The sequence below is a fragment of the Alteromonas sp. 07-89-2 genome (assembly GCF_013113925.1).
Lineage (GTDB): Bacteria > Pseudomonadota > Gammaproteobacteria > Enterobacterales > Alteromonadaceae > Alteromonas > Alteromonas macleodii.
Map to the genome: position 1 here is coordinate 45,961 of NZ_VTYM01000026.1, position 13,937 is coordinate 59,897.

A 13,937-nucleotide genomic window follows, 5' to 3' on the forward strand; every position below is an offset into this window, starting at 1 on the left:
AGCCCTTCTAATCGCGATTTGTGGGCTAACTTGTAAAGCGCTTTTTGAACAATTACTCTTAAACTAAGGGAAAGTCAGAAAGGGAAAGCATGTTGAAAACAAAACTGTTATTTCTAGCTATGGCATTGATGGCTAATGTGGCGTGCCAGAGCACCAAAAGCAGTGATGCCCAGAGTAAGAGTGAGTTAGCACCCTTCAATTGGCAGATTAGCGAATTCGCATTGGTCGATGTGGAAGAGCCCGAGGCGCTCTTTGCGTTATCTGAGCAGCAAAAGCAGCACTTTCTTTCTTATTATAATTCGCCCGCCAAAGCACATATATCACCTAACTTTCGCCTCGCTTATTATCTGGATAACCTGGTTTCGAACTTCAGTTACGCAGGCGACACGCTAATAGCTCGAGATGTTTTAAACAAACGTTACGGAAACTGCATGTCGCTTGCATTGCTTACTACAGCGCTTGCCAAGCTCGTTAACTTAGATGTGGTTTATCAACAGGTCCATACTCCACCACTGTATCGGCGGTTTGGAAACACGCTCACTACGTCAACACATGTTCGAAGCATTATTTTAGGGCCTGAACCCGAAAAAACAGGCGATAGTATTGTTTTTCGGGGAAGAGCTATCATTGATTATTTTCCATCAAGCCGTAACGACCGGGGAGTTTATATCTCCGAGGCTGACTTTATCTCAATGTATTACCAAAATATGTCTGCTGAAGTGATGAGCGACAACCCTGATTTAGCCTACAGTTATTTGTATCGCGCAATGCAGTTAAACACGGCGAATGCATCTACGCTAAATTCTCTCGCGGTACTCTACCGTTCAAACGGCTATGAAGAAGAAGCTCGGAAACTTTACGAATTTGCAATTGAAAACCATATCCAATCGGTTCATACGCTATCAAACTTTGCAGTGCTACTTAAGAAAATAGGCGACGTAGAAACCTTATCGCGAATTGGGGAAATGTATTTAAAAACAGACGATGACAACCCTTACCGATGGATAGATTTGGGGAATGCATTTTTAGCGAAAGGTGAGCTTTCGGAGGCAGAAATGTTTTTCAACAAGGCCATCGCTACAGGACCTTATTTAGGCGAGAGTTACTCGGCTATGGCTAAAACTTACTTTTTAAAGGGAGAGGTGATCAAAGCTGAAAGTATGATGGAAAAAGCGCTCTCTCTTTCGCTGCCTTCGCATAACAGAGCGCTTTACACCGCAAAGCTACAGGCTATTCAAAATAGCCAATAACGAACGGTTTTTTTGGTGCTGGCTGTGCGCTTAAATTCGCGCTGCCAGTTCAGCGCCCTGACGAATAGCGCGTTTAGCATCAAGTTCAGCCGCTACGTCAGCACCGCCGATAATGTGCACGGTAAATCCTGCCTCTTCTAGAGGTTGTTGCAGAGGCTTAAACGGCTCCTGACCAGCACATACAATGACGTTATCGACCGGCAATACTTTGGGCGTGTCGTTAATCAGCACGTGCAGGCCTTCATCGTCTACTTTCTCGTAGCTCACACCATTTATCATTTGAACATTGTGGTGTTTCAATGATTGCCTGTGGATCCAGCCCGTTGTTTTGCCTAGCCCTTTGCCCACTTTAGACGTTTTACGTTGCAGTAGATACACTTCGCGATCTGAAGGCTCTATGGCTTTTTCCTTTAGTGCACCCGGTGCCGCATAGTCTTTATCTATACCCCAATGCGCCAGCCATTTTTCTTTATCTTTGGCTAAATGTTCGTGTTCAACCAAGAACTCAGCTACATCAAAACCAATGCCGCCGGCGCCAACAATAGCCACTTTCTTACCTACTGACTTGTGGTCGCGTAATACGTCTAAATAACTCATCACTTTAGGGTGGTCGTGCCCGTCAATTGTAAGCGTACGAGGATTTATACCGGTGGCTAGCACCACTTCATCAAACCCCTTGTTTGAAAGGCTCTCTACGTTTACTTGGGTGTTAAGGTGAACCGTAACGCCCAGGCGAGCTAATTGATTGTCAAAGTAGCGTAGGGTTTCGTAAAACTCTTCTTTACCCGGCACTTGCTTGGCGTAATTAAATTGACCGCCAATTTCACTGGCTTTATCAAATAGATGTACCTCGTGACCGCGCTCTGCGGCATACATGGAAAACGCCAAACCCGCAGGCCCTGCACCTACTACCGCTAGTTTTTTCTTATTTTGAGTAGGGGTAAAGGAAAGTTCGGTCTCGTAGCACGCTTGTGGGTTTACCAAGCAACTTGCACGCTTTTGTTCGAATGCATGGTCTAGGCAAGCCTGGTTACAGGCAATACACGTGTTGATTAGCTTAGACTCATTGCGCATAGCCTTCGCTACAAAGTGAGCGTCAGCCAAGAAAGGTCGCGCCATCGATACCATATCAGCATGGCCTTGTGCGAGTACCGATTCTGCAACTTCAGGTGTATTGATACGGTTAGTGGTAATAAGAGGGATAGACACCTCTTTTTTCATGCGTTCGGTTATCCAGGTAAACGCCGCTCGAGGCACAGATGTGGAAATAGTGGGTACCCGTGCTTCGTGCCATCCAATGCCAGTATTGATCAGGGTAGCGCCTGCTTTTTCGATTTCTTTGGCTAAATATACGACTTCTTCCCACCTAGCGCCGCCTTCGACTAAGTCCAGCATAGACAGGCGATAAATAATGATGAAGTTAGTGCCCACTTTCTCGCGTACACCTTTTACTATCTCAATCGCTAGGCGAGCGCGGTTTTCTAAGCTGCCACCCCATTCATCATTTCTGTGGTTGGTGCGCTCACAGAAAAACTGATTTATGAGGTAGCCTTCAGAACCCATAATTTCTACGCCGTCATAGCCCGCCTTTTGAGCTAGGCTAGCGCATTTTACGTAGTCTTTTATTGTGCTTCTTACGCCGCGAGAGGATAATTCGCGGGGCTTAAAAGGGGTAATGGGGGACTTCATCGGTGAAGCCGAAACAGCAAGTGGATGATAACCGTAACGGCCTGAATGCAAAATTTGCATGCAAATTTTGCCGTCTTCTTTATGCACAGCATCTGTAATAACACGGTGTTTTTTCGCGTGGCGAGAGCGGGTCATTCTGCCAGCAAAGGGCGCTACCCAACCTGAAATGTTCGGGCTAATACCACCTGTTACGATTAGCCCCGCACCGCCTTTTGCTCGCTCAGCGTAAAACGCAGCAAGTTTGTCAAAACCGCCTTTCTCTTCTTCCAGGCCTAAATGCATTGAACCCATAAGGGTGCGGTTGCGAAGTTTGGTAAAGCCCAAATCTAACGGAGCTAACAGGTTAGGGAAGTAAGGTGAGAGTTGTTCCGAATTGTTAGCAGACTGCGGTGTAGCTGTCTGAGATACGGTCTGAGACGAGGGCGTATTCATAATTGTTCTCTTTTTATTTGCTATGAAGGCAGTTAGTGCATGTTGCTCTTTGCTGCGGCGCAGTGTTCAACTGTCTTTCGTGATTTAAGTGCTAATGGTTACACATAATCCGATCACACTAACTTGCCCGACCAGTTGCTTTGATTATTTACCACCGCATTCGATTGGTAAAGTGCAGTTCCCATATTTTTAACATAATAAAAAAGCGAGATACCGGGCTAACGGATATCTCGCTTCGTTAATCATGGCTTTTTCTCAAAAGCATGAATGATTTATGGGTGAACGCTTACTAATGCCCTGGGCACTATTAAAGCGCTAATCGCCCTATGAATTACTCGTCTACGTACATTTTCTGCTGGAACTTGAGTGTTTGTTTGCTGCTACCTTTTTGCACGTCAATTTCAAACCTAAAGGTTTCCTGGTCGCGAAATGGCAGCACGGCAAGGTAATAGATAGCATCGTCTTCTTCCACCTTCTTGAAAGTCAGCTTACGCGAGTTGCCTAACAGGTTCTTAGCTGTACCTGTTACATCTGCCCGTTGTGCTTTACCGGAATCTTTGTCTAACACCGAAATGTTAACCAACGCATTAAACTTACTTCTTACAATGCCGTAGCTTGCCGCCACTTCAGGTGTCAGAAATGGTGTACTCACCACCATATAGTGAACATCCCATTCACCAAGCGTTTGCTTTTGCTCGGCAAATGCGGAAAAGCTTAAGCATGACATAGCCATCGCAAAAAGTGCTACGTAAGCTTTTTTGATTTGATTTATTCTACCCATGATAGAAACTACCTCTGCCTTCATCTTGTTTTTAATTCTTACCCATTACAGCTTGTTTCGCTCTATGACCCAAACTGTATGACCGATATTTTCATTAACAGTGTCTTTAACAGACATTGTTTACATAGGGAAAATGTCTCGGATCAGAAGCTGTAGAAACTGTAATGCGATGATGGCAATAAGCACTGATAAATCTAAACCGCCTAATGGTGGGATGACTTTACGTATTGGCGCCAAAAACGGCTCGGTCAGCTGATACAGTACATAGTCAACCGGAGACTGACCTTGTGACACCCAGCTTAAAATAGCGCGTAGCAGCAGCACCCAGAACATTAATGACAGGGTTTCTTTTATCACGCCAACCACTGACAAAATCGCAATGCCGATTGGGTTTAGACTACCGCCAAACATTAACCCAAGGGTTATTAACTTAAGCGCGCATACCGCTATGGCTAAAACAAAGGTAGCGGTGTCGAACCTGCCGATTGACGGAATGATACGGCGCAACGGCCCCACGATAGGGTGGGTTGCTTTTACTACAAATTGACTGAGTGGATTATAAAAATCTGCTTGAACCATTTGTAACCAAAGGCGCAGAATAACCACCATCAAATAAAGGCTAAATAAGGTATCAACCAAAAATACCGTTGCGTTCATGTTGTGTTTTTCCTAAAACGTTATAGCTGTTTTGCCATTTCTTCAGCACGTGCTACGGCGGCGCGCATCGATTTGCTGACAATATCTTTTAAACCTTCATTAATGAAAGTGTTAACGGCTTCTGCGGTAGTGCCGCCCTTAGACGTAACTTGGGCACGAAGCTCACTTAATTCAAGGTCTGGGTTGTTACAAACCATTTCGGCTGCGCCTAACATCGCTTGTTGAACCATTAAGCGGGATTGCGCTTTGTCAAAACCCATGTTCATGGCTTCTTCCTGCATATTTTGTAAGAACAAGAAGAAATAAGCTGGGCTGCTGCCCGCTGCGGCGATAACACCGTTAATACCCTCTTCTTTATCTACCCAAACGGTTTCGCCAACGCTGTTCATTACATCGTCAACGTATTGCCTGTCCGACTCAGAAACCGTGTCGTCGGCATACATCCCAGACATGCCTTTGCCTAACAAACTCGGGGTGTTTGGCATAATACGAACAACAGGGTATTCACCACCTAGCATTTCTTGCAATCTGGCTACCGGCAGCCCCGCTGCAATGCTCATAAACAACTTGCCCGAAAGGTCATTGTTTTTCTGAAGCTCGCCGCACATATCGCCCATTATTTGTGGTTTTACCGCAAGCACTATGGCATCAGCGAATTGGCAGGCTTCATCATTAGATTGTGTGGTGTGAATACCAAACTCGGCCTTCAGGCCGTCTAACTTTGGTGTGGAAGGGTTTGCCGCAAGGATATTTTCTTTCGCGTACCCAGATTTGATAAGACCACTGATGATGCTGCGGCTCATGTTACCCGCGCCAATAAATGCTAATTTTTTCTGTTGCATGTAAATCCTATTTGTTGGTTGCGTTTAAGTCTGCGTAGCGAGGCGAAGCGCTACCCGTTGGGTTAGCGCGCTAGTTTCGTTTACCGAAAATAGCGGTGCCGATGCGCACCATAGTCGACCCGTGTTGAATCGCTTCTGCCATATCACTACTCATTCCTACGGATAGGGTATCAAAATTGCTCAATGATGTATGGTAGTGGTCGAATAATTCTTTTAGCTTAGAGAGTGTGGCGCGCTGTTGTTCTTCACTAGGACTAGCTTTGGGAATGGCCATTAGTCCACGCAAGGTCAGGTGCTTTTGAGAGTTAATAAACTCCACTAGCGCATCTAATTCACTTAGGGCTACCCCTGACTTACTCTCTTCGTCATCAATATTAACCTGAATGCACACGTTTAACGGCGGCATTGAGTCAGGTCGCTGTTCGTTTAAGCGGCGGGCAATTTTTTCTCTGTCTACAGACTGAACCCAATCAAAGTGTTCGGCTACTACCTTGGTTTTATTCGACTGAATTGGACCAATCATGTGCCACTCTATATCGCTTAAGTGAGAAAGTTCCTGAACCTTTTCAACACCTTCCTGCACATAATTTTCGCCGAACATACGTTGTCCGCCTTCATACGCTTCCATGATATCTGATACGGGTTTTGTTTTGCTAACCGCTAGCAATTTAACGGAATTTGGTGGACGATGTGCACTGGTAGCGGCTTGGTCTATTCCTTTTCGTGCGGAATTTAGTCTTTCTGCTATTGTTTGCATTATTCACCTTGTTTTGGAGAAGTGGTTGTGGATATTACCGAACTTTTGGCTTTCAGTGTTAAGAATAACGCCTCAGATTTACACTTATCAGCGGGCCTACCACCAATAATTCGTGTAGATGGCGAAATGCGTAAACTGAACGTGCCAGCCCTCGATCACAAGCAAGTACATGGTCTCGTTTATGAGATTATGAATGACATGCAGCGCAAAGAATACGAAGAAAACCTGGAAACCGATTTTTCTTTCGAAGTGAATGGCTTGTCGCGCTTTCGTGTTAACGCGTTTGTGCAAAACCGAGGCGCCGCTGCAGTATTACGTACTATCCCCAGTAAAGTATTAACCTTAGACGACCTTGGCGCGCCTGAGATTTTCAAGGAAATTATAAATCAGCCTACCGGCATTGTACTTGTGACAGGTGCCACCGGCTCGGGTAAAAGTACCACGCTTGCGGCCATGGTCGACCATATCAACACCCACAAGCGTGAACATATTCTTACCATTGAAGACCCTATCGAATTCGTGCACGACAACAAGCTTAGCTTGGTAAACCAGCGGGAAGTACACCGCGATACGCACTCGTTTAATAACGCACTGCGCTCGGCGCTTCGTGAAGACCCAGACGTAATTCTAGTCGGTGAGCTACGTGACTTGGAAACCATACGCCTTGCCATTTCAGCTGCCGAAACCGGCCATTTAGTATTCGGCACTCTTCACACCAACTCTGCACCAAAAACCATTGACCGTATTATCGATGTTTTCCCGGCAGAAGAAAAAGCCATGGTGCGTTCTATGTTGTCGGAATCATTGCGTGCGGTTATTTCACAGACACTGCTTAAGAAAGTCGGCGGGGGCCGAGTTGCGGCTCATGAAATCATGGTGGGGATCCCCGCTATTCGTAACCTTATTCGAGAAGATAAAGTGCCGCAAATGTACTCGGTTATTCAAACGGGCCAGGCTCACGGTATGCAAACTATGGATCAGTGTCTTCAGCGCTTAGTGGCGATGGGCGTTATTACCAAACAAGACGCCGCAGCAAAGTCAGTTGATAAACAGTCGATGAACAGTTTCTAGAGGCCAATATGTTAGATTCACTACTACAAAAAATGGTCGATACCAACGCTTCGGATTTATTCGTAACGGCGGGGTTTCCGGTAAGTGCCAAAATTAACGGCAAACTTACGCCAGTGACGGAAAGCGCGACCTCGGAAGAGGCATCGCTGGCGCTGGTTCACGAAGCGATGACTGAAAAACAGCAGAATGAGTTTCACACGACCAAAGAATGTAATTTCGCCATAGTACGAGAGGGCATTGGTCGTTTCCGCTGCTCTGCATTTTGGCATCGTGACCAAGCGGGCATGGTGATTCGCCGCATCGTTACCCAAATTCCGAAAGCTGATGATTTGGGTCTGCCGCGAGTATTAAAAGAAATTATTATGGCTAAACGCGGTCTTGTTCTATTTGTAGGTGGAACAGGCACGGGTAAATCAACGTCATTGGCTGCGCTTATTGGGCATAGAAATGAAAATTCGCACGGGCATATACTGACTATTGAAGACCCCATTGAATTTGTGCACGAGCATAAAAACTGTGTTATTACCCAGCGCGAGGTGGGCATAGATACTCAGTCTTTCGACGACGCCCTTAAAAGTTCGCTACGTCAGGCGCCTGATGTCATTCTTATTGGTGAAATTCGTTCAATGGAAACCATGGAATATGCCATGTCGTTTGCTGATACAGGGCATTTGTGTGTGGCTACGCTGCACGCTAACAACGCGAACCAAGCTATTGAACGTATTATGCATTTAGCGCCGAAAGATCAGCACGATAAGTTGCGCTTTGACTTAAGCTTAAACATCCGCGCCATTGTTGCGCAGCAACTAGTACCAACGCCAGACGGCAAGGGTAGGGTTGCGGCAATAGAAATACTGCTAAACTCGCCGCTAGTGCGCGACCTAATACAGCGCAATGAAATAGGCGCGTTAAAAGAAGCAATGAAAAAAGGCAAAGAGCAGGGCATGCAGAGCTTTGATATGGCGCTGTATGATTTGTACAAAGCGGGTAAGATTGATATGGACCAAGCGCTGCACCACGCCGACTCGCCCAACGATTTGCGCTTGATGATCAAGCTAGATACCAGCGACGGTTCTAGCTTAGGTACACTGTCAAATGTATCTATTGATATGGATGACTAATTGCTTTCGCTTTATGCTGAAATCCCTTTAGGGGGAGCTGCATTTGAAACGCTTACTGAAATAAAGCAGTAGAGAGACACGTTTTTCTCGCATGATGAGCAGCCCACGGGCTGCTTTTGTGTTTAACAAGAGGGTAGCCATTGAAAAAACTCTTCACTTCACAAGACGCTTTTGAACTTCAAGCGGTTCGCAGCGAGCTTGATGCTTTATCTATTCCTTATATGGTAAAAAATGAGTATGCCAGTGGCGCAATCGGAGAGCTGCCTTGGCAAGATTCTCAGCAGGAAGTGTGGCTTGTTGACGATAGCTGGTATGCAAGAGCGTCGAAAGTTATTGAGCCCTTCATTCAGAAATCAAACGATAAGGCAGTATCTAGTGAAGACTGGATTTGTGGTGAGTGCAGTGAACAAAATGGCGCTGCTTTTGATGTCTGCTGGCAGTGTGGGGCAGAAAAGTAATAACAGCAAGAGCCAGCAGCATACAAAGGTCAACAGGCCCTAACAATTATTCGTACTGACTCTCGCTCCAGCTAGCGAATATTACGCATGCCGACACACTATCAACCTTATCTTTAGTCAGTTTCTTATAGCCACCTAACTCAAACAGCATGGCTTTAGCGTCTGTGGTAGTCAGTCGCTCATCACAGGTGTCAACGGCCACTTTAAAACGCCCATGTAGACGGTTTGCAAATTTGCGGGCGCGTTGAGTCATCTCCTGCTCAGTACCATCCATATTAAGCGGTAAACCCACCACCACGATATGCGGTTGCCATTCTTCGTAAAGCTTTTCTATTAACGTCCAGTCAGGAATACCGTCTCGTGCCTTCAGCGCTGCAAGAGGGGAAGCCGTACCGGTAATTTCCTGACCTACCGCCACGCCAATGCTTTTGGTACCAAAATCAAACGCAAGTACCGTACGATTTCCTATATCAGGCATGTCCCGCTCCCGGTGCTAGCTGCCATACATCCACACCGAGTTTATTTACTGTTGCTTGCCATTTCTTGTGCATAGGCGTGTTAAACAGAATTTCTTCGTCAGCTTCGATGGTGAGCCATGCGTTTTCCTGCATTTCCTTCTCAAGCTGACCGGCTGTCCAGCCCGCGTACCCCAAAGCAATCAAAACGTCTTCAGGGCCTTCATCATTGGCAATAGCTGTCAAAATGTCCTTGGAGGTGGTCACCATAACCCCTGGTGCAAGCTTTAAGCTAGATGTCCACTCTCTTTGCGACGAGTGCAGCACAAATCCTCGCTCTTGGCTTACAGGACCGCCAGCCAGCACGATTTGCTCTGCTTTGTCGTCAGACACAGTGAGTTCTTTGTCAGTCTGTTCAAGAAGCTGCTTCACGTTCATTGTGGAGGGTTGATTTACTACAATACCCATAGCACCTTCAGCGTTGTGTTCACAAATATAAATGAGTGAGCGAGAAAAATACGGATCGTCCAAACTAGGCATCGCGACTAGAAAATGATTTTGTAGGCTTTTTAATTCCGTCATAGTTTGTCTTTTATCTACTATCTTTTGCTCTGTGAGGGCCTTTACACTATTGAAGCTAAAGGCGCTCTATCCACTCATATTTGCTTTTTACGATACGAATTGCACTGTGTTACCAATACAACCTTACTTTATTTACTGGCTAAGCGCTTTTCAATGGCGTCAAACAGCGCACCCATTATATTAACATCGTAAGCTGCTTCTATTTCTCTTACGCAAGTTGGGCTAGTAATGTTTATTTCAGTAATTTTGCTGCCAATAACATCAAGTCCTACAAATAAAATGTTATTTTCCTTGAGCGTTGGCGCGATGGCTTCGGCTAGGGCGCGGTCAGAATCTGAGATTGGCTGAGGGCGTCCTGTACCGCCAGCGGCTAGGTTACCTCTGGTTTCCCCTTTTGTAGGCAGTCGCGCTAAGCAATACGGCATGACTTCACCATCAACGATGAGTACGCGCTTATCGCCGTCTTTAATCTCTGGAAGGTACTCTTGTACCATCATGTAGCGCGTGCCTAACTTGGTTAGGGTTTCAATAATAACGCCTAAGTTATTGCCATCAGGCTTCACTCTAAAGATAGACGCGCCACCCATACCGTCTAAGGGTTTGCAAATAATGTCTTGGTGCTTGGCGTGAAACTCACGGATAAGCGCTTGGTTGTTCGTGACTAAGGTATTGGGAATGTGTTCTGGGAAGTACGACGTAAACAGCTTCTCGTTGTAGTCGCGAAGCGCTTGAGGGTTATTTACAACTAGCGCTCCCGCGTCCTGCGCAAGCGACAGCACCTGAGTCGCATACAAAAACTCGCTGTCAAAGGGTGGATCTTTGCGCATGAGTAACACATCAATGTCGCCTAAATGCAAGGTCGACTCGTCTTCAATGGTGTAGAAATTTGTAGCTTGATCCTTGACCGATACGGTTTTACCTAAACCCATAGGCTTACCATTGTCTAAATACAGGTCTTTTAATTCAAAATATACAACCTTTGCACCGCGGCGCTGAGCTTCGAGCATCATCGCAAAGCTTGTATCTTTATGTGGCTTAATGCTCGCGATGGGGTCCATAATTACGCCAACGGTATATCGCATAATGTTTTCACCTTGAATGTTGATAAAATGCCGGCTCAGATGGCCCAGCTGATTGTAAATATATATGGGGGCACACCTGAATTCTTCAAGTTACTGAGCTAGCACTATGCTTGCTATATAGTCGCCTAAAATACTGACTTAGAAGTCGCCGTGCTGAGCTTGAAGAATACTTAGGCTTGTAATCGCCGCTGTCTCGGTGCGCAAAATACGTGGGCCCAAACTTACCGACTGATAACCGTTTTCGTTTGCCTGATGAATTTCTGTTTCAGATAACCCACCTTCAGGGCCAATAAGCAAACGAAAGCCTTGAGCATTATAAGGTTGTCTTGCCAAGCTTTGCTCTGCGCCCGGTGCGAGAACTAATCTTGTGGTATTGGTTGAAGACGACAACCATTGATTAAGACTTACCGGGGCGTTGAGCGCGGGAATAATGTTGCGACCGCTTTGTTCACAGGCGCCAATAATAATCTTCTGCCATTGCTGAATTTTCTTTTCCCAGCGTGACTCGTCGAGTTTAACCGTACAGCGTTCAGTAATCACGGGCGTTATTTCTGATACGCCAAGCTCCACGCTTTTTTGTAGCACGGTATCCATTCTATCGCCTTTAGATACACCTTGACCTAAGTGTAAATGAAGCGGGGACTCTTTCGCTAGCGATAAACAAGCGTCGGCTTCAACCGTCACTTTTTTTCTTTGAACGCTAATAATTTGCGCACTGTATTCATTGCCGTCGCCATTAAAAAGCACAATAGGGCGATTGGGCTTTATGCGCAGTACCGTCGCGATGTGATGACCGGCGTCTTCAGTTAACTCAAACTCTTGTTCTAACGGGATTGGATTGGGATAATAAACTCTTGGTATACGCATAGCAAATCAGATGTGTAGTTTTAACGCGTATAATACGTGTGTGGATACAGGTTGCAATGCTGTCGACAACATCGCGTAAGTAAATATGCAAAAACTTACGCAAACGACAGCATGCTGCCTATTTAAGAATCACATGACTCACTCTCTAGGCCGCGGAAGGCGAAGAGTTTCTCGAAGTAGATTTCAACACGTTGGATGAAGACTTCGATTGGGCTGCTGGGCGGTAGTCCGCTCTTGCGTACTTAGTATGTTTTCCTTTATCGGTGCGCAGTGAATATAAAAATAAACACAGAACCACCGAAAACAGGGTTATGAGAAGCAACATGCGTTAATCCTTTACGTGACATAGTTTGCTAAAGCTCCTTCATGAAGTTGCTCAACACACACTGATGAGGCGTAGTGAATAGTCAACTTTCATGAGACTTTAGTCTAAAACTTTGAGGCTAAAAAATCATCAAAAAAAATGTCTTATAACTCGGTAACTTCCAAAAAATGGAAAAGAAACACAAAGCGCATTTAAGCTTCGTGATGAAGGATGCGCTTGTTGAGTGACAAGCGTGTGACAAGCGAATAAAAAGTGTTCATTTTTTGTTTTTTCATTCTAGCGCCTGTGCGCCACCTATACGGCATAGAAACTTGTCGATTTAGAGCCACTAAACCGTCAAACATCCGCCTTGCCTAGATGGCCAACAAACCGCGGCAAAAATGTACAGAAAAGGACAGTAGATCCTAAAGTAAAACAAATGAATTTCCTCTACTTTTGTATAAGGCTAACGCTTTTAAACACCCATGTAGCTTAGACTTTAGAGCAAATTTACTGTGTTTGAGCCCATATTATATTGGTCTTAAATCAAATAGCTGCTACCGTATTTGAGCAATTATCAACTAATCATGACAAGGACCATATTATGGAAGAAAAACTTTCGCTTTTTTCTGCAAGCGATGTTGAAAGGTACATAAACGATTACGCCATCCCGTGGGGGATTAACATTCTGATGGCAATCGCGATTTATGTAATAGGTAGGATCGTAGTTGGATTCATTTTATCTGTATTTAGACGCCTAATGGCCAAGTCTAAATACGACAACATGCTAGTGGACTTCCTGGAAGCTATCCTTAGCGCCATTCTAATGCTGTTTGTTATTGTCGCTTCGCTTGATCAGCTAGGCGTAGATACAACGTCATTAGTTGCTATATTAGGTGCTGCTGGTTTAGCTATTGGTTTGTCATTGCAAGACTCGCTTAAGAACTTTGCAGCTGGCGTAATGCTTCTAGTTTTCAAACCATTTAAAGCGGGTGATTTTGTCGAAGCTGCAGGTACTGCTGGTTCGATTGTTAAGATTGGTATTTTCACCACAACAATGAACACACCAGACAATAAAGAAATTATTGTTCCTAATGGCAACATCTACGGTGGCAACATCACTAACTATTCAGCAAGAGACACGCGTCGTGTAGACATGGTTGTTGGTATTGGTTACGACGCTGACCTTCTTAAAGCGAAAAGAATTCTTGAAGAAATGGTGGCGGCTGATGAGCGTATTCTTGCAGAGCCAGCGCCTAAAATTGCAGTATCTGAATTGGCCGACAGCAGCGTGAACTTTATTGTTCGTCCATGGGTGAATTCTGCCGATTTCTGGGGTGTTAAATTCGACTTCACTGAAAACGTTAAACTGCGTTTTGATGAAGAGGGTATTTCAATTCCATTCCCACAAATGGATGTACATCTTCACAAAGCAGACAGCGAATAATTTCGTTGGTTTCAAACAAAAAACGCTGCATTTCGCAGCGCAGATTGATGATAAACCCCTCTTTTTTCGGAGGGGGTTATTTTTTCTAGCAGCCGAAGGCTGCGATCGCGATATTTTTTAATAAGGCGTTTTTGTTTTAGTG

At 45.2% G+C, this 13,937-nt stretch carries 14 protein-coding genes; 5 read left to right on the forward strand and 9 right to left on the reverse strand.

Translation table 11 applies throughout. The features are described from left to right. Nucleotides 1–89 precede the first annotated feature (89 nt). Nucleotides 90–1,250 (forward strand): lipopolysaccharide assembly protein LapB, encoded by a 1,161-nt coding sequence (locus F0261_RS16255; protein ID WP_014980078.1) that lies wholly within the window; start codon nucleotides 90–92, stop codon nucleotides 1,248–1,250. A 30-nt stretch (nucleotides 1,251–1,280) separates the two neighbouring features. Here F0261_RS16255 and F0261_RS16260 read toward each other — a convergent pair whose 3' ends face one another. The 5 genes from F0261_RS16260 to F0261_RS16280 all read right to left on the reverse strand — a co-directional run bounded on the left by F0261_RS16260 (nucleotide 1,281) and on the right by F0261_RS16280 (nucleotide 6,408). Then, a complete protein-coding gene (locus F0261_RS16260) occupies nucleotides 1,281–3,371 on the reverse strand; it encodes an NADPH-dependent 2,4-dienoyl-CoA reductase (RefSeq protein ID WP_253819443.1) in 2,091 nt (696 codons plus the stop codon). Between the two features lie 331 nt (nucleotides 3,372–3,702). Continuing rightward, nucleotides 3,703–4,176, reverse strand: a complete 474-nt coding sequence (locus F0261_RS16265) for a DUF4426 domain-containing protein (RefSeq protein WP_171338463.1) — start codon at nucleotides 4,174–4,176, stop codon at nucleotides 3,703–3,705. A 96-nt stretch (nucleotides 4,177–4,272) separates the two neighbouring features. Further along, a complete protein-coding gene (locus F0261_RS16270; protein WP_014980075.1) occupies nucleotides 4,273–4,809 on the reverse strand; it encodes a YggT family protein in 537 nt (178 codons plus the stop codon). A 20-nt stretch (nucleotides 4,810–4,829) separates the two neighbouring features. Then, on the reverse strand, nucleotides 4,830–5,651 hold the full coding sequence (gene proC, locus F0261_RS16275) for a pyrroline-5-carboxylate reductase (RefSeq protein ID WP_014950466.1): 822 nt from the start codon (nucleotides 5,649–5,651) through the stop codon (nucleotides 4,830–4,832). A 70-nt stretch (nucleotides 5,652–5,721) separates the two neighbouring features. Continuing rightward, a complete protein-coding gene (locus tag F0261_RS16280; RefSeq protein ID WP_014980073.1) occupies nucleotides 5,722–6,408 on the reverse strand; it encodes a YggS family pyridoxal phosphate-dependent enzyme in 687 nt (228 codons plus the stop codon). Nucleotides 6,409–6,435: 27 nt separating this feature from the next. Here F0261_RS16280 and F0261_RS16285 point away from each other — a divergent pair, with 27 nt between their 5' ends. The 3 genes from F0261_RS16285 to F0261_RS16295 all read left to right on the forward strand — a co-directional run bounded on the left by F0261_RS16285 (nucleotide 6,436) and on the right by F0261_RS16295 (nucleotide 9,058). Next, a complete protein-coding gene (locus tag F0261_RS16285) occupies nucleotides 6,436–7,479 on the forward strand; it encodes a type IV pilus twitching motility protein PilT (protein ID WP_014950464.1) in 1,044 nt (347 codons plus the stop codon). Between the two features lie 8 nt (nucleotides 7,480–7,487). Further along, a complete protein-coding gene (locus F0261_RS16290) occupies nucleotides 7,488–8,600 on the forward strand; it encodes a PilT/PilU family type 4a pilus ATPase (RefSeq protein ID WP_171338464.1) in 1,113 nt (370 codons plus the stop codon). Nucleotides 8,601–8,740: 140 nt separating this feature from the next. Next, on the forward strand, nucleotides 8,741–9,058 hold the full coding sequence (locus tag F0261_RS16295; RefSeq protein WP_014980072.1) for a DUF2007 domain-containing protein: 318 nt from the start codon (nucleotides 8,741–8,743) through the stop codon (nucleotides 9,056–9,058). 46 nt (nucleotides 9,059–9,104) lie between these two features. Here the strand turns inward: F0261_RS16295 and ruvX are convergent, their stop codons facing one another. The 4 genes from ruvX to F0261_RS16315 all read right to left on the reverse strand — a co-directional run bounded on the left by ruvX (nucleotide 9,105) and on the right by F0261_RS16315 (nucleotide 12,044). Further along, nucleotides 9,105–9,536 carry a Holliday junction resolvase RuvX gene (gene ruvX, locus F0261_RS16300; RefSeq protein ID WP_014980071.1) on the reverse strand — a complete coding sequence of 144 codons (432 nt, stop codon included), beginning with the start codon at nucleotides 9,534–9,536 and terminating at the stop codon, nucleotides 9,105–9,107. Further along, nucleotides 9,529–10,095, reverse strand: a complete 567-nt coding sequence (locus F0261_RS16305; RefSeq protein WP_049586040.1) for a YqgE/AlgH family protein — start codon at nucleotides 10,093–10,095, stop codon at nucleotides 9,529–9,531. The genes ruvX and F0261_RS16305 overlap by 8 nt, the downstream gene beginning before the upstream one ends. Nucleotides 10,096–10,223: 128 nt before the next feature. Beyond that, nucleotides 10,224–11,177, reverse strand: coding sequence for a glutathione synthase (gene gshB, locus F0261_RS16310; RefSeq protein ID WP_171338465.1), 954 nt, complete (start codon nucleotides 11,175–11,177; stop codon nucleotides 10,224–10,226). 138 nt (nucleotides 11,178–11,315) lie between these two features. Beyond that, nucleotides 11,316–12,044: a 16S rRNA (uracil(1498)-N(3))-methyltransferase gene (locus tag F0261_RS16315; RefSeq protein ID WP_014980069.1), complete on the reverse strand. Its 729-nt coding sequence runs from the start codon at nucleotides 12,042–12,044 to the stop codon at nucleotides 11,316–11,318. Between the two features lie 908 nt (nucleotides 12,045–12,952). Between F0261_RS16315 and F0261_RS16320 the strand changes: the two genes are divergently transcribed. After that, on the forward strand, nucleotides 12,953–13,795 hold the full coding sequence (locus F0261_RS16320; protein WP_014950457.1) for a mechanosensitive ion channel family protein: 843 nt from the start codon (nucleotides 12,953–12,955) through the stop codon (nucleotides 13,793–13,795). Nucleotides 13,796–13,937 lie beyond the last annotated feature (142 nt).